The sequence below is a fragment of the Sphingopyxis sp. genome (assembly GCF_036261875.1).
In the GTDB taxonomy this organism is placed as follows: Bacteria; Pseudomonadota; Alphaproteobacteria; order Sphingomonadales; family Sphingomonadaceae; genus Sphingopyxis.
The window spans coordinates 1-15,512 of sequence record NZ_DATAJZ010000040.1; the positions used below are offsets into that span (position 1 = coordinate 1).

The 15,512-nt window shown below is 64.5% G+C and carries 12 protein-coding genes and 1 other RNA gene; 7 read left to right on the forward strand and 6 right to left on the reverse strand.

Going from position 1 to position 15,512, the window contains the following annotated elements; translation table 11 throughout:
* Both rpoB and rpoC read left to right on the forward strand, forming a co-directional pair.
* On the forward strand, positions 1-3,318 hold a 3,318-nt coding region (gene rpoB / locus VHO04_RS17435), incomplete at its 5' end, for a DNA-directed RNA polymerase subunit beta (protein WP_329629487.1).
* 53 nt (positions 3,319-3,371) lie between these two features.
* Positions 3,372-7,655: a DNA-directed RNA polymerase subunit beta' gene (gene rpoC / locus VHO04_RS17440; RefSeq protein ID WP_329629488.1), complete on the forward strand. Its 4,284-nt coding sequence runs from the start codon at positions 3,372-3,374 to the stop codon at positions 7,653-7,655.
* Positions 7,656-7,850: 195 nt separating this feature from the next.
* Here rpoC and VHO04_RS17445 read toward each other — a convergent pair whose 3' ends face one another.
* The 3 genes from VHO04_RS17445 to VHO04_RS17455 form a co-directional block, all read right to left on the reverse strand.
* Positions 7,851-8,225: a hypothetical protein gene (locus VHO04_RS17445; RefSeq protein WP_329629489.1), complete on the reverse strand. Its 375-nt coding sequence runs from the start codon at positions 8,223-8,225 to the stop codon at positions 7,851-7,853.
* A 231-nt stretch (positions 8,226-8,456) separates the two neighbouring features.
* On the reverse strand, positions 8,457-8,636 hold the full coding sequence (locus VHO04_RS17450; protein WP_257543890.1) for a PspC domain-containing protein: 180 nt from the start codon (positions 8,634-8,636) through the stop codon (positions 8,457-8,459).
* 58 nt (positions 8,637-8,694) lie between these two features.
* Positions 8,695-8,823 (reverse strand): hypothetical protein, encoded by a 129-nt coding sequence (locus VHO04_RS17455; protein ID WP_257543888.1) that lies wholly within the window; start codon positions 8,821-8,823, stop codon positions 8,695-8,697.
* 378 nt (positions 8,824-9,201) lie between these two features.
* On the opposite strand from VHO04_RS17455, the gene recF reads away from it, so the two are divergent.
* A complete protein-coding gene (gene recF, locus VHO04_RS17460; RefSeq protein WP_329629490.1) occupies positions 9,202-10,311 on the forward strand; it encodes a DNA replication/repair protein RecF in 1,110 nt (369 codons plus the stop codon).
* Between the two features lie 6 nt (positions 10,312-10,317).
* On the opposite strand, the gene VHO04_RS17465 is transcribed toward recF, so the two are convergent.
* Positions 10,318-10,524 (reverse strand): hypothetical protein, encoded by a 207-nt coding sequence (locus tag VHO04_RS17465; RefSeq protein WP_329629491.1) that lies wholly within the window; start codon positions 10,522-10,524, stop codon positions 10,318-10,320.
* A 273-nt stretch (positions 10,525-10,797) separates the two neighbouring features.
* On the opposite strand from VHO04_RS17465, the gene rnpB reads away from it, so the two are divergent.
* Together rnpB and VHO04_RS17475 are read left to right on the forward strand one after the other, a co-directional pair.
* Positions 10,798-11,184: RNase P RNA component class A (gene rnpB, locus VHO04_RS17470), an RNA gene on the forward strand.
* Between the two features lie 75 nt (positions 11,185-11,259).
* Positions 11,260-11,415 (forward strand): hypothetical protein, encoded by a 156-nt coding sequence (locus VHO04_RS17475; protein ID WP_297663704.1) that lies wholly within the window; start codon positions 11,260-11,262, stop codon positions 11,413-11,415.
* Between the two features lie 63 nt (positions 11,416-11,478).
* On the opposite strand, the gene greB is transcribed toward VHO04_RS17475, so the two are convergent.
* A complete protein-coding gene (gene greB, locus VHO04_RS17480; RefSeq protein WP_329629492.1) occupies positions 11,479-11,964 on the reverse strand; it encodes a transcription elongation factor GreB in 486 nt (161 codons plus the stop codon).
* Positions 11,965-11,969: 5 nt separating this feature from the next.
* On the reverse strand, positions 11,970-13,994 hold the full coding sequence (locus VHO04_RS17485) for a lytic transglycosylase domain-containing protein (protein ID WP_329629493.1): 2,025 nt from the start codon (positions 13,992-13,994) through the stop codon (positions 11,970-11,972).
* 100 nt (positions 13,995-14,094) lie between these two features.
* Between VHO04_RS17485 and dapA the strand changes: the two genes are divergently transcribed.
* The gene (gene dapA, locus VHO04_RS17490; RefSeq protein WP_329629494.1) at positions 14,095-14,970 is read left to right on the forward strand and encodes a 4-hydroxy-tetrahydrodipicolinate synthase; all 876 of its coding nucleotides are present in this window, start codon (positions 14,095-14,097) and stop codon (positions 14,968-14,970) included.
* 10 nt (positions 14,971-14,980) lie between these two features.
* Positions 14,981-15,466, forward strand: coding sequence for an SsrA-binding protein SmpB (smpB, locus tag VHO04_RS17495; RefSeq protein ID WP_329629495.1), 486 nt, complete (start codon positions 14,981-14,983; stop codon positions 15,464-15,466).
* The last annotated feature ends 46 nt before the right edge of the window (positions 15,467-15,512 follow it).

Below are 15,512 nucleotides of genomic sequence, written 5' to 3' on the forward strand. Positions count from 1 at the left end.
GCGGCCAACAAGGCCGGCAAGGACGGGCTGGAGATGCTGCTCATCCCGACCGAAGAGATTTTCGGCCGCTATTCGGCGCTCGACCTGATCGACGAGAGCACCGGCCGCATCTACATCGAGGCCGGCGACGAAGTTTCGCCCGAGAACCTTGACGCGCTCGACAAGGCGGGCATCGACCGCCTCGAACTGCTCGACATCGACCATGTCAGCACCGGCCCGTGGATCCGCAATACGCTCAAGGCCGACAAGGCCGAAGAACGCGATCAGGCGTTGAGCGACATTTATCGCGTCATGCGCCCCGGCGAGCCGCCGACGAAGGAGACCGCCGAAGCGCTTTTCGCCGGGCTGTTCTTCGATCCGGAGCGCTACGACCTCTCGGCCGTCGGCCGGGTGAAGCTCAACATGCGCCTCGGCCTCGACGCCGACGACACGATCACCACGCTACGCACCGAGGACATCGTCGCGGTGGTGAAGGAGCTGGTGAACCTGAAGGACGGCAAGGGCGAGATCGACGACATCGACAATCTCGGCAACCGCCGCGTGCGTTCGGTCGGCGAACTGCTCGAAAACCAGTATCGCGTCGGCCTGCTGCGCATGGAGCGCGCGGTGAAGGAGCGCATGTCGTCGGTCGACGTGTCGACGGTGATGCCGAACGACCTGATCAACGCGAAGCCCGCGGTCGCCGCGGTGCGCGAATTCTTCGGCTCGTCGCAGCTTTCGCAGTTCATGGACCAGACCAACCCGCTGTCCGAAGTCACCCACAAGCGCCGCGTCTCGGCGCTCGGGCCGGGCGGTCTGACCCGCGAGCGCGCGGGCTTCGAAGTCCGCGACGTTCACCCGACCCACTATGGCCGCATCTGCCCGATCGAAACGCCCGAAGGCCCGAACATCGGTCTGATCAACAGCCTCGCGACCTTTGCGCGCGTCAACAAATATGGCTTCATCGAGACGCCGTATCGCAAGATCATCGACGGCAAGGTGACCAACGAGGTCGTCTATCTGTCGGCGATGGAGGAATCGAAGCACACGGTCGCGCAGGCGAACGCCGACCTCAACCCCGACGGCAGCTTCATCGACGAGCTGATCTCGGCGCGCGAGGCGGGCGAATTCCTGATGGCGCCGCGCGACCAGATCACGCTGATGGACGTGTCGCCGAAGCAGCTCGTTTCGGTCGCGGCCTCGCTGATCCCCTTCCTCGAAAACGATGACGCCAACCGCGCGCTGATGGGATCGAACATGCAGCGTCAGGCGGTGCCTTTGCTCCGCGCCGAGGCGCCGGTCGTCGGCACCGGCATGGAAGGCACCGTCGCGCGGGACTCGGGCGCGGCGATCGCGGCGCGCCGCGGCGGCGTGATTGACCAGGTCGACGCGACGCGTATCGTCATCCGTGCGACCGACATGGTCGAACCCGGCAAGTCGGGCGTCGACATCTATCGCCTGCAGAAGTTCCAGCGCTCGAACCAGTCGACCTGCATCAACCAGCGTCCGCTGGTGAAGGTCGGCGACGTCGTCCGCACCGGCGACATCATCGCCGACGGTCCGTCGACCGAGCTTGGCGAACTGGCGCTCGGCAAGAATGTGCTCGTCGCCTTCATGCCGTGGAACGGCTACAACTATGAGGACTCGATCCTCATCAGCGAGCGCATCGTGAAGGACGACGTCTTCACCTCGATCCATATCGAGGAATTCGAAGTCACCGCGCGCGACACGCGCCTCGGGCCGGAGGACATCACCCGCGACATTCCGAACGTCGGCGAGGAAGCGCTCCGCAACCTCGACGAGGCGGGCATCGTCTATATCGGTGCCGAAGTCGGCCCGGGCGATATCCTCGCGGGCAAGATCACGCCGAAGGGCGAAAGCCCGATGACGCCGGAAGAAAAGCTGCTGCGCGCGATCTTCGGTGAAAAGGCGAGCGATGTGCGCGACACCTCGCTGCGCCTGCCGCCGGGCGTGTCGGGCACGGTCGTCGAGGTCCGCGTCTTCAACCGCCACGGTATCGACAAGGACGAACGCGCGATCGCGATCGAGCGCGAGGAAATCGAGCGCCTGAAGCAGGACGCCGACGACGAGCGCGCGATCCTCAACCGTGCGACCTTCTCCAGCCTCAAGGACCTGCTGATCGGTCAGACGACCAGCGCGGTGCCGAAGGGCCTGAAGAAGGGCGACGAGGTCACCGAGCAGATGCTGGTCGATCTCGACCGCGCCGACTGGTGGAAGCTCGCGGTGGTCGAGGACAATGCGCAGACCGCATTGGAAGCGATCAAGGCGCAGTATGACGACGCGATCAAGCGGATCAACGCGAAGTATGAAGACCGCGTCGAGAAGCTGCAGCGTGGCGACGAACTGGCACCGGGCGTTCTCAAGATGGTCAAGGTCTTCGTTGCCATCAAGCGCAAGCTGCAGCCGGGCGACAAGATGGCCGGCCGTCACGGCAACAAGGGCGTCATCAGCCGCATCCTGCCGAACGAGGACATGCCGTTCCTCGAAGACGGGACGCCGGTCGACATCGTGCTCAACCCGCTGGGCGTGCCGTCGCGCATGAACGTCGGGCAGATCCTCGAAACCCACCTCGGCTGGGCCTCGCGCGGCCTCGGGCGGCAGGTGACGCAGGCGCTGGAGGATTGGCGCGACGCCAACCCCGACGCGATCGGCGGCCAGATGCCCGAAGCGGTCAAGGAATCGCTGGAGCATGTCTATGGCGCCGAATATCGGGCCGACATCGAATCGCGCGATGCCGACAGCATCGTCGAACTCGCGTCGAACCTGAAAGTCGGCGTGCCGTTCGCGACGCCGGTGTTCGACGGCGCGAAGGAAGCCGATGTGTCGAACATGCTGACGCTGGCGGGTCTCGACTCGTCGGGCCAGTCGGACCTGTACGACGGCCGCACCGGCGACAAGTTCGACCGCAAGGTGACCGTGGGCTACATCTACATGCTGAAGCTCCACCACCTGGTCGACGACAAGATCCACGCGCGTTCGATCGGGCCGTACAGCCTCGTTACCCAGCAGCCACTGGGCGGTAAGGCGCAGTTCGGCGGCCAGCGCTTCGGGGAAATGGAGGTCTGGGCGCTCCAGGCCTATGGCGCGGCCTATACGCTGCAGGAAATGCTGACGGTGAAGTCCGATGACGTGATCGGCCGCACCAAGGTCTATGAGGCGATCGTCAAGGGCGACGACACGTTCGAGGCCGGCATTCCCGAAAGCTTCAACGTGCTCGTCAAGGAAATGCGTTCGCTGGGCCTCAACGTCGAGCTATCGTCCTATTCGGACGAAGACCCCGACGAAGGTCCGGACGCCCTTCCCGAAGCCGCCGAATAAGATTTTTCCTCACCCCTCTCGCCCGGCGCGAGAGGGGAAGATGGAGCAGATATATGAACCAGCTTACCAACTTCATGAACCCGGTCGCGAAGCCCGAAACCTTCGACATGATCAAGATCGGCATCGCGAGCCCGGAGCGTATCCGCTCGTGGTCGTTCGGCGAGATCAAGAAGCCCGAAACGATCAACTACCGCACGTTCAAGCCCGAGCGTGACGGCCTGTTCTGCGCGCGCATCTTCGGTCCGATCAAGGATTATGAATGCCTGTGCGGCAAGTATAAGCGCATGAAATACAAGGGCATCGTCTGCGAGAAGTGCGGTGTCGAAGTCACGGTCACGAAAGTGCGCCGCGAGCGCATGGGCCATATCGAGCTCGCCGCGCCGGTCGCGCACATCTGGTTCCTGAAGTCGCTGCCGTCGCGCATCGGCCTGCTGCTCGACATGCAGCTCAAGCAGCTCGAGCGCGTCCTTTATTTCGAAGCCTATATCGTTCTTGAGCCCGGCCTGACGCCGCTCGAAAAGTTCCAGCTTCTGACCGAGGATGAACTGCTCGACGCGCAGGACGAATATGGCGAAGACGCGTTCAGCGCCGGCATCGGCGCCGAGGCGATCCGCGTGCTGCTCGAAAATCTCGATCTCGAGCAGGAACGCGTCGACCTGATGGAAGATCTGGCGACGACCAAGTCGGAGTTGAAGCCCAAGAAGATCATCAAGCGCCTGAAGGTCGTCGAAAGCTTCATCGAGTCGGGCAACCGTCCCGAGTGGATGATCCTGGAAGTCGTCCCGGTCATTCCGCCCGAACTGCGCCCGCTGGTGCCGCTCGACGGCGGCCGTTTCGCGACGTCGGATTTGAACGATCTCTATCGCCGCGTGATCAACCGTAACAACCGTTTGAAGCGGCTGATGGAACTGCGCGCGCCGGACATTATCGTCCGCAACGAAAAGCGCATGCTGCAGGAAGCCGTCGACGCATTGTTTGACAACGGCCGCCGCGGCCGCACGATCACCGGCGCCAACAAGCGTCCGCTGAAGTCGCTCAGCGACATGCTCAAGGGCAAGCAGGGTCGCTTCCGCCAGAACCTGCTCGGCAAGCGCGTCGACTATTCGGGCCGTTCGGTCATCGTGACCGGGCCGGAGCTCAAGCTGCACCAGTGCGGCCTGCCGAAGAAGATGGCGCTCGAACTGTTCAAGCCGTTCATCTACGCGCGCCTCGACGCCAAGGGTCTGTCGATGACCCTGAAGCAGGCGAAGAAGTGGGTCGAAAAGGAACGCAAGGAAGTCTGGGACATCCTCGACGAAGTCATTCGCGAGCACCCGGTCCTGCTGAACCGCGCCCCGACGCTTCACCGCCTCGGCATTCAGGCGTTCGAGCCGGTGCTGATCGAAGGCAAGGCGATCCAGCTGCATCCGCTGGTCTGCGCCGCGTTCAACGCCGACTTCGACGGTGACCAGATGGCGGTCCACGTGCCGCTCTCGCTGGAAGCGCAGCTCGAAGCGCGCGTGCTGATGATGTCGACTAACAACATCCTGTCCCCCGCGAACGGCAAGCCGATCATCGTGCCGTCGCAGGACATGGTGCTGGGTCTCTATTATCTGTCGCTGGAGCGCGAAGGCGAGCCGGGTGAGGGCATGCTGCTCGCCGACATGGCCGAAGTGCATCAGGCCTTGCATGTGGGCGCCGTGACGCTCCACACCAAGGTCAAGAGCCGCGTTCCGCAGACCGACGAGGAAGGCAATACCTACCTCAAGCGCTACGAGACCACGCCGGGCCGTATGCTGATCGGCGAATGCCTGCCGAAGTCGCACACCGTGCCCTTCGACGTCGTCAACCGTCTTCTCACCAAGAAGGAAATCGGCGACGTGATTGACCAGGTCTATCGCCACACTGGCCAGAAGGAGACGGTGCTGTTCGCCGACGCTATCATGGCGCTGGGCTTCCGCAACGCGTTCAAGGCGGGCATCTCGTTCGGCAAGGATGACATGATCATCCCGGCGTCGAAGGAAGGGATGGTCGACGAAACCCGCGCGCTCGTGAAGGATTTCGAGCAGCAGTATCAGGACGGCCTGATCACGCAGCAGGAAAAATATAATAAGGCGATCGACGCCTGGTCGCAGTGCGGCGACAAGGTCGCGAACGCGATGATGGACGAAATCCGCGCAACGCCGAAGCTCGAAAACGGCCGCATGGCCCCGATCAACTCCATCTACATGATGGCGCATTCGGGTGCGCGTGGTTCGCAGGCGCAGATGAAGCAGCTTGCCGGGATGCGCGGCCTGATGGCGAAGCCGTCGGGCGAGATCATCGAAACGCCGATCATCTCGAACTTCAAGGAAGGCCTGACCGTTCTCGAGTATTTCAACTCGACCCACGGCGCCCGCAAGGGCCTGGCCGACACGGCGCTCAAGACGGCGAACTCTGGCTATCTGACCCGCCGCCTCGTCGACGTGTCGCAGGATTGCGTCGTGATCGAGGATGACTGCGGCACTGAACGCGGCATGGAAATGCGCGCGATCGTGCAGGGCGGTTCGACGATCGCCTCGCTCGGCGAGCGCATTCTCGGCCGTACCACGCTCGAGGATGTGACCGACAAGGACGGCAACATCATCGCGCCAGTGGGCACGCTGCTCGACGAAGCGACGACGGCGCGGATCGAGGAGGCCGAGGTTCAGTCGGTCAAGATCCGCTCGCCGCTGGTCTGCGAAGCGACGCTGGGCGTGTGCGGCAAATGCTATGGCCGCGACCTCGCGCGCGGGACGCCGGTGAACATCGGCGAAGCGGTCGGCGTCATCGCGGCGCAGTCGATCGGCGAACCCGGCACGCAGCTCACGATGCGGACCTTCCACATCGGCGGCGCGGCGCAGGTCAACGAGCAGTCGAACGCCGAAGCGATTTCGGACGGCACGATCGAATATCGCGACATGGCGACGATCGTCGACCAGCGCGGCCGCCGTCTGGCGCTGTCGCGTTCGGGTGAAATCGCGGTCATCGACAGCGAAGGCCGCGAGCGCGCTTCGCACAAGCTGCCCTATGGTGCGCAGATCATGCACAAGGACGGCGAGAAGGTGAAGAAGGGTGACCGGATCGCCGAATGGGATCCGTTCACCATGCCGCTGATCACCGAAAAGAACGGCGTCGTGAAGTATCAGGATCTGGTCGATACCAAGACGCTGATCGAGCAGGTCGACGAAGCGACGGGCATCGCCCAGCGCGTCGTGATCGAATATCGTTCGGCAGGTCGGTCCAAGAAGGAAGACCTGCAGCCGCGCCTGACCTTGCTCGACGATGCGTCGGGCGAAGCCGCGCGCTACCTGCTCGCGGTCGGCACGATGCTGTCGGTCGAGGACGGTCAGGAAGTGCAGGCGGGCGACGTTCTGGCGCGTGTGACCCGCGAAGCGTCGAAGACGCGCGACATCACCGGCGGTCTGCCGCGTGTTGCCGAGCTGTTCGAAGCGCGCATTCCGAAGGATAACAGCGTCATCGCGAAGATCAGCGGCCGCATTGAATTCGTCAAGGATTACAAGGCGAAGCGCAAGATCGCGATCGTTCCGGAAGAAGGCGATCCGATCGAATATCTGATCCCCAAGTCGAAGGTATTGGAAGTGCAGGAAGGCGACCAGGTCAAGCGCGGCGACGCGCTGATCAGCGGTTCGCCGAACCCGCACGACATCCTCGACGTCATGGGCGTCGAGGCGCTGGCCGAATATCTGGTTGCGGAAATCCAGGAAGTCTATCGACTCCAGGGCGTGAAGATCAACGACAAGCACATCGAGGTGATCGTTCGCCAGATGCTGCAGAAGGTCGAGATCACGAGCGGCGGCGACACCACGTTGCTGCCGGGCGAACAGCTCGATTATCTGGAGATGATGGAATATAACGCGAAGCTGCCGAAGAACGGCAAGCCCGCCGAAGGGCGCCCGGTGCTGCTGGGCATCACCAAGGCGAGCCTCCAGACGCGCAGCTTCGTCTCGGCGGCGTCCTTCCAGGAAACGACCCGCGTCCTCACCGAAGCGTCGGTGCAGGGCAAGGTCGACTCGCTGCAGGGCCTGAAGGAAAACGTCATCGTCGGCCGCCTGATCCCGGCGGGCACCGGTGCGGCCATGAACCGCGTCCGCGTCACCGCCTCGTCGAAGGACGCGGCGCTGCGCGCGGCGATGCGCAACGCGACCGAAGCACATCTGATCGCGCCGCAGACCGCCGCCGAGGAGCATGAAGCCGAACTGGCACAGGGCCCCGAGGCGGCGATCGGCGACGATCCGCTGGGCAAGGTGCAGGGCGAGGACTTCACCACCGACGACGTGATGGTCGAAGATCGTCCGGAAGGCGAAGGCGAGGAATAAGCCCCTCGGCCCGCTGGCCCGACAGAAAAAAGCCCCGCCGGAGTGATCCGGCGGGGCTTTTTCTTTGGGCGGCTTCGAGAGCGGGCGGAACGCTCGGCTTTGGTTGCTGGTGATCGGCAAGCAGGCGACCATACACGTCAACGGTGGCGCGCCTACGCTTGAAGGGCGATACCAGTTAACAGTCGGATTTTTTAATCAGCAATCGGCAGTGCAAGATGGGGTGTGAGGCCTTGCCTTCATATCTTCTGACAACAGATGATTGAAAATCAGGGCAAAAGGAAGCGAAATGACAATAACCGGAATAATGGCTCGTTTTGCCCAATACGCCGGGCTAGCGCTTCTGATAACAAGCCATAGAATATAAGAAAAACATGCCGAAATCGAAAATATAAACGAGATGGTCAGGAGCAACTTTCCGGTCCACGCCATTTCGTCCCGAATGAGCGACGCCGCCATTATTATCGTGGTTCCAAAACTGCTTAACGCTCCCACCGCAGAAAATAGTGCGAAGCAAAAAAATATCACACGATCAAAGCGTGAAATCTGTTCCCAGTATGTTTGGTATCCCATTTGCCCCTCCCAGCAGATGATAGGGGAATGATATATCATAATTCTGGCAAATGCTATGCGCCGTAGCCAGTTTGACGCCGCGTTGAGGTGTCAAAAGACATCGCATCCGCTATCGGTCCGAAGCTCGGCACGATAGAAAGGGCCCACCGGCGTGACCGGTGAGCCCTTGGTTGTTTGGGGAATGTGCGGGCCGGCGCGATGGGGCTTTGCGGCCGCCGGCCCTTCGCTGTCCTAGGGCGCGAGGATCGCGACGGCGAGGTACAGCAGCAGCGGCAGGCCAAAGCCCAGCAATGTCAGGGCGACGAAAGCGACGCGCGTCCACAAGACGTCGATGCCGAACTGGTCGGCCATCCCGGCGCACACGCCGAAGATCATCCCGCTGCGACGATTCTTGCGAAAACCCTGGTTCATGTCTTTCCTTTCGATCCCGGCCCGAGGACCGGCGTTCTTGGTGGCCTTTCGGGGCTGGTCAGGCGACCAGCCCACTGAAATGCGCAGCGTTCGGGCCGACAGCGGCGAGGAACAGCATCGAGCAATAGAGCGAAGCAACCGCCGCGATGGCGTAGCTCTTGAGCGAGTCGACGTTGAAATGGGCCATGATCTTGTCCTTCCTATATGGGTCCGCCGGGCCATCCGGTGGATGCCCGATGTATTGCAGGAGGCGTGCCAGTTTCATTCATTGGCAGTTAACGGGGGTTTTTGGGGTTCAGATATTTTATTTCAACGAGATTTTTACCGGAATATGGTGAAAATATCCGATTAAAAGTAATTTTTATGAAATCCCCTTTGCTTCGTCATTGCGAGCGAAGCGAAGCAATCCAGAGTAGTGCAAGGCTGCTCTGGATTGCTTCGCTTCGCTCGCAATGACGAAGGGAGAAATCCGCAGTGTGGATGGAGGCTTGCCCGTCCTCCTCCGCTGGTCGCTCGACGAAAGGCCATTTCCCTCGGCGTTAGAAATATCCTACGCGCAAAAGGCATGACGCTGACCCGCCTTTCGCTGACCGATTTTCGCAATCATGCCGGCGCGGACATGGCGGCGGGGGCGGGGCTGGTGGCGCTGCACGGCGACAATGGCGCGGGCAAGACGAACATATTGGAAGCGATCTCGCTGCTCGCGCCCGGCCGCGGGCTGCGCCGCGCGCCACTGTCCGACATGGTGCGCGACGGTGCGAGCGGCGGCTTCGCCATCTTCGCCGAAGTTCTCGCGGGGGCCGATCTGCCGCCGGTCGCGCTGGGCACGGGTATCGAGCCCGCGCACCCGGGACGGCGGATCGTGCGGATCAACGGTGCGTCCGCAGCGGCCGCCTCGCTCGGCGAGTGGATCGCGATCCTGTGGCTGACCCCTGCGATGGACCGGCTGTTCGTCGAGAGTGCGGGCAACCGGCGGCGCTTCCTGGATCGCCTCGTCCTCGCGCTCGACCCGCGTCACGCGCAGCACAGCAACCGCTACGAAGCGGCGCTGCGCGCGCGCGGCAAGCTGCTCGCCGATCCGGGACAGACCGATCCGCAATGGCTCGCCAGCCTCGAGGCGCAACTTGCCGAGCATGGCGCCGCGATCGACGCCGCGCGGTTGGCGACGCTCGCGGCGCTGTCGGGGGAACTCGCCGACCAGCCCGACGCGCCGTTTGCCCGGCCGCTGCTGACATTGGTCGACGGTGAGGGACGCGCGCGAGAGATGCCCCACGATGTCGAGGCGCTCAAGGCCCTGTTCGCCGCGCGCCGCCGCATCGATGTTGCTGCGGGCCGCGCGACCGCGGGGCCGCACCGCGACGACCTGTCCGCTGTCCACGCCGCGACCGGGCGCGCGGCAGCGCGCTGTTCGACCGGCGAACAGAAGGCGATGCTGCTCTCGCTCGTCCTCGCGCACAGCGATTGCGTTGCGCGCGGGCGCGGGGCGCGGCCGGTGCTGTTGCTCGATGAGGTGGCGGCACACCTCGACCCCTCGCGCCGCGCGGCGCTCTACGAACGGCTCGCGGGGCAGGGGGGGCAGGCGTGGCTGACCGGGACCGAGGCGGCGCTGTTCGCCGACATGCCGGGCCCGGTGACGCGATTCCGCATCGCGGGCGGACGGATCGCGGCGGGCTGACCGCCGTTAGCCCTTCGGCTTGACTGTTACCCAGATGCTGATCGGCGCCGCGAACTTGCCCCGCGCGGGTTTGCCGACGTCGATGCGTTCGGCGGTGACCAGTTCGCCGGTCTCCAGCGTGAAGCTGGCCCACGGCTTCGGCATACGGTTGAAGCTCATTTTCTGGAGCGGCTGGCCGGTGGCGGTGTTCATGATCGTTGCGGTGATACCCATGCGGCGCGGGTAGCCGGGGGGCGGTGATCTTGTCCAGCGCGAAGGGGAAGAAGAAAGCCGGGTTTCGATTGAAGGCGGGCATTGGTAAATTGAGAGGGGGTTTTGCGTCCGCTGGCGTCGCCCCCCTCTCCAAGCTTCGCTAGCTCCCAGGGGAGCAAGCTGCGCTATCCTCTCCCTCAAGGGGAGAGGAGGCTATGTCCGCTCTCCACCCCAAAACAGCCGCTCCGTACAATCGCTCGTAATGATCATCCATTCGCGCTATAATGCGCTTTGCCAGAGGGTCGGGCGATCGCCGCCGTGCGCAAGCGCGGGGGAGGAAAGTCCGGGCTCCACGGAAACCACGGTGCCGGATAACGTCCGGCGGCCCCCGCGAGGGGGTCAGGGAAAGTGCCACAGAGAAGAGACCGCCAAAGGCTTCGGCCCGGCGAAAGGTGAAAGGGTGCGGTAAGAGCGCACCGCGCGGACGGTAACGGACGCGGCACGGCAAACCCCACCGGGAGCAAGGTCGAATAGGGATGGCAAGAGGCAACTCAGGGCTGGTTCCGGCCCCGTCGTCCGGGTTGACTGCTTGAGCGTTCGGGCAACCGCACGCCTAGAGGAATGATCGCCCATCCCCGGCAACGGGGTGGACAGAACCCGGCTTACAGACCCTCTGGCATACTCTCCCCATCCGGCACGCGCGGAACCGCGCACCGCCGCCCCGCGTTTCATGCGGACCAGAAAGGGAGACGAGCCATGCAAGTCGTCGATGACCATGTCGAGGTGACCGAAACCGAAGCGAGCGGCGGGGTAAAGGAGCAGGGCGTGCGCTATGTCCTGGCGATTTCGCTGCTGGCCGTGATCGTCGTGCTATCGGCCATCTGGATCGTGCCGGCCTTGCTGCGGTCCTAGAGCGGCGAGCCCCAAATCTGACCCACCGTCCCGTTCGAACTAGGGTTCTGATATAGCGCAGGGCTATCCGGGATAGTGGACCGCCATCACCTCCCACTCCTTCGGTCCCGCGGGAAGCTGCACGGTGCGAAGATCGCCGACCGCGGCGCCGCGTAGCGCGCGGGCGAGGGGGCTGTTCCAGCCGATCCGGCCGGCGCCGGCATCGGCTTCATCGTCGCCCACCAGCGTCACGATGCGCCGCGCGTCGTCGTCATCGGCGAGTTCGACCGTCGCCCCGAACCAGATGCGGTGCTTGTCGGGCTGCGCCGCGGGGTCGACGACGCGCGCCGCCTTCATCCGCCGCGCGAGGAAGCCGAGCCGCCGGTCGATCTCGCGCAGCCGCTTGCGGCCGTAAATATAATCGCCATTCTCGCTGCGGTCGCCATTACCCGCAGCCCAGCTGATCGTCTCGACCAGCTTGGGGCGTTCCTGCCCGAACAGCGCGTCATATTCGGCGCGCAGCGCCGCGAAGCCTGCCGGGCTGATGATGTTGGTCTTGTCCCCCGCCATGGGGCCTACCCCGGATTGCGCTTGCCGAGGTAGAAGCTCAGCGGAGCGTTGGGGAGCGGCCGGTCGCGCAGCGTGTCGTAGACGACGGCGTTTTCGAGCACGCGCTGGACATAGTTGCGCGTCTCGAAGATCGGGATCGCCTCGATCCAGTCGACCATGTCGATGCCGCCACCCCGGGGATCGCCGTTGGCGCGCAGCCATTTGTTCACATTGCCCGGCCCGGCATTATAGGCCGCGACCGCGAGCGGATAGCTGCCGCCGAAATAGCTCAGCATCTGCTGGAAATAGGTCGAACCGAGCGTGAGGTTGTAATTGGTGTCGCTGGTCAGCGAGCCCGCGTCGTAGCTCAGTCCCAGCTTGCCCGCGACTTCGCGCGCGGTGCCGGGCATGAGCTGCATCATCCCGCGCGCGCCGGCATGACTGATCGCCTGCCGGTCGAACTGGCTTTCCTGCCGCGTGATTGCGTGGATGAAGGTCCAGTTGCCCTCATGACCCGAGGGCACGCGCACGGTCGGAAAGCCCGACACCTCGACCGCGTCGAGGCTGTTCGCCTGCGCGCTGCGCCCGATCATCACGCCGAGGTCGGGGCGGCCGATCGACGACGCGAGCTGGCCCGCGAGGACATGGTCGGCGGGCGTGGTCGCGCGCTGTGCGATGGCGCGGAGGAACTGCGACTGCTCGCGCCACGCGCCGATCTCGCCCAGCGCGCGCGCCGCGCGCACCAGCCGGTTGTCGTCGAACGCCCGCCGTTCGTCGCCGTTGACCGTGATCGTCGGGTTCGGCGTCGGCTTGGGCTGCGGCCGGCCGAGCCGTTCGAGCGAAAGCTGGCCGTAGAACTGGTCGTAATGCTGCGCGGCGTCGTTGAAGTAGCGGTTCGCCGTGTCGCGGTCGCCCGCGGCGAGCGCAGCGCGGCCCGCCCAGTAGAAACCCTTGGTCCGCGTCTGCGCCGAGCGCGCGGCTTCGCCATAGGCGGCATAGAGTCGTACCGCCTCGCCGGGACGGCGGAGGCTCTTGAACGCGAGTTGCCCCGCGAGCCAAGCGAGCGAGGTATAGTCGTCGCGCACCCCGAGCGGTTCCTCGCGGATCACTACGCCGGGCGCGAAGCTGTCGTCGATCTGTTTGGCGATATTATAGGCGGTGAGCTTGTCGCCCGCGGCGTCGGCCTGCCGCGCATTGGTGAGCAGCGTTTCGATCCATTCCTCGGCGTCGGTCGGCGCCTTCGCCAGCGTGCGCGGGGCGGCGAGCAGCGCGCGCGCTTCGCCGACGCGGCCCGCCTTGCGCAGCCAGGTCGCCTTGGCGGTGATGTAGCCGGGATCGGTGCGGGTGAGCGAGGGATTGTCGCTTTCGACCGCCGAGGCCTGAAGCGCGGCATCGACCGCGCCGCTGCGCATCGCGAGGCGCGCCGCGAACACCGCGCGCTTTTCGGGCGAGACATAGGGAAGCTGGCGGCCCGCCGCGATCGTCGCGTTGGTCCACAGCAGCCGGTCCATGCGTGCGTCATGATCGGCGAGGCTGAAGACGCCGGGGAAGAGGCTGAGCGCGCGGCTCACCTCCATCTCGTCGATGATGCCGCCGGTCCAGGCGCGGCGCGCGGCGGCATTGGCGTCCTCGCGGCGGCCCGCGGCCTTGAGCGCCAGCGCATAGCGCAGCTCGCCGCTCGGCGTGCGCGGCGGATAGGCCTGAAAGAAGGCGAGGGTGCGCTGCGGGTCGTAGCTGTCGAGCGCGATCGCCTTTTCGGCGCGCACGCGCAGCTTGTCGGCGTCGGGCCAGTCGCGGTTCGCCATCAGGAAGCGCGAAAGCTGGTCGAAGGAGGCGGTGTTGGTCGCGGTGAGGCGCCGCCATTCGAGCACCGCATCGCCCACCGAATTCGTCGACGGCGGCGCCCCCGACTGGGCCGCGAGCCCCATCTGGGCGCGATACCAGGCCATTTGTTCGGGAGTGAGTTCGCTCGCATGAGCGGCGGTGGGAAGGAGAAGGGCGGCGGCGAGCGCCAGACGGGAAATGCGGGTCAGCGAAATCATGCCGGCCATGGTAATGCCAAACTCCTTGCGGGGCGCTGAATAGACGTTCAATAGCGTGCGCGCCGGCCAATCCTATGACCGTGCCGGAGTCTTTGTAAAGGAGCGGAGCATGTTTTCGGGGTCGATTCCCGCCTTGGTGACGCCATTTCGCGACGGTGCGTTCGATGCGCCGGCGTTCAAACGGCTGGTCGAATGGCAGATCGACGAGGGAACGAGCGCGCTCGTGCCGTGCGGCACCACCGGCGAAAGCCCAACCCTAGGCTTCGACGAACATTATCAGGTGATCGACGCCTGCATCGAAGCGGCGGCGGGGCGTGTGCCGGTGATCGCCGGTTGCGGGTCGAACGACACCGCGACGGCGATCCGCCATATGCGTTATGCCGAGAAGGCTGGTGCGACCGCGGCGCTGGTCGTCGCACCTTATTACAACCGGCCGACGCAGAAGGGGCTGATCGCGCATTTCGAGGCGCTTGCCGAGGCGAGCAGCCTGCCGATCGTCGTCTATAACGTCCCCGGCCGCACCGTCACCGACATCAGCGCCGAGACGATGTGCAGGCTCGCCGAAATCCCTTCGATCGTCGCGATCAAGGATGCGAGCGGCGACCTCGCCCGCGTGACGGTCCACCGCGCGGGGGCGGGCGCCGATTTCTGCCAGCTCAGCGGCAACGACGATCTGTGGCTGCCGCATGCGGTGCTCGGCGGCGTCGGTTGCATTTCGGTTACCGCCAATGTCGCGCCGCGCCTCTGCGCCGATTTCGCCGCGGCTTGTGCATCGGGCGACTGGACCGGCGCGCTGGCGCTGCATGACCGATTGTTCGACCTGCACAAGGCGATGTTCTCCGACGCGTCGCCCGGCCCGGTCAAATATGCGCTGTCGCGCGTCCACGACTGGTTTTCGCCTGAAGTGCGCCTACCTATCATTGATGCGTCCGAGGCATCGCGCCAGGCCGTCGATGCCGCATTGTCCGCGGCGGGAGTAATCTAGGTTCCGTTTCATGGCCCGTCCGCAATCCGCCGCCGAATTCGACAAGAAGAAGGTCGTCGCCGAGAACCGGCGCGCGCGCTTCGACTATGCCATCGAGCAAGTGTTCGAGGCGGGGATCGCCCTGCAGGGGACCGAGGTCAAATCGCTGCGCTTCGGCGAGGGGACGATCGCCGAAAGCTATGCCGAGGTGAGGGGCGGCGAGGTGTGGCTGATCAATGCCAACATCCCCGAATTCAGCCACGGCAATCGGTTCAATCATGAGCCCAAGAGGCCGCGCAAGCTGCTGCTCAACGGGCGTGAGATCAACAAGCTGCACGCCGGGGTGATGCGGCAGGGGATGACGCTGGTTCCGCTGTCGGTCTATTTCAACAGCCGCGGCCGCGCCAAGGTCGAGTTGGCGCTCGCCAAGGGCAAGAAGGCGCACGACAAGCGGGAGTCGATCAAGGAGCGCGACTGGAAACGCGACAAGCAGCGGCTGATGAAAGAGCGCGGATGAGCGGGGGAGGCCAGCCGCGCGACCCGAAATCCCGGGACAAGGCGTT

Bases quoted from the DNA above. Each gene is read 5' to 3' on its own strand.
- VHO04_RS17465 (WP_329629491.1), bottom strand. From the start codon at position 10,524: ATGGGTATCACCGCAACGATCATGAACACCGCCACCGGCCAGCCGCTC.
- VHO04_RS17455 (WP_257543888.1), bottom strand. From the start codon at position 8,823: ATGGCCCATTTCAACGTCGACTCGCTCAAGAGCTACGCCATCGCGGCG.
- recF (WP_329629490.1), top strand. From the start codon at position 9,202: ATGACGCTGACCCGCCTTTCGCTGACCGATTTTCGCAATCATGCCGGC.
- dapA (WP_329629494.1), top strand. From the start codon at position 14,095: ATGTTTTCGGGGTCGATTCCCGCCTTGGTGACGCCATTTCGCGACGGT.
- greB (WP_329629492.1), bottom strand. From the start codon at position 11,964: ATGGCGGGGGACAAGACCAACATCATCAGCCCGGCAGGCTTCGCGGCG.
- rpoC (WP_329629488.1), top strand. From the start codon at position 3,372: ATGAACCAGCTTACCAACTTCATGAACCCGGTCGCGAAGCCCGAAACC.
- VHO04_RS17450 (WP_257543890.1), bottom strand. From the start codon at position 8,636: ATGAACCAGGGTTTTCGCAAGAATCGTCGCAGCGGGATGATCTTCGGC.
- smpB (WP_329629495.1), top strand. From the start codon at position 14,981: ATGGCCCGTCCGCAATCCGCCGCCGAATTCGACAAGAAGAAGGTCGTC.
- VHO04_RS17475 (WP_297663704.1), top strand. From the start codon at position 11,260: ATGCAAGTCGTCGATGACCATGTCGAGGTGACCGAAACCGAAGCGAGC.
- VHO04_RS17445 (WP_329629489.1), bottom strand. From the start codon at position 8,225: ATGGGATACCAAACATACTGGGAACAGATTTCACGCTTTGATCGTGTG.
- VHO04_RS17485 (WP_329629493.1), bottom strand. From the start codon at position 13,994: ATGGCCGGCATGATTTCGCTGACCCGCATTTCCCGTCTGGCGCTCGCC.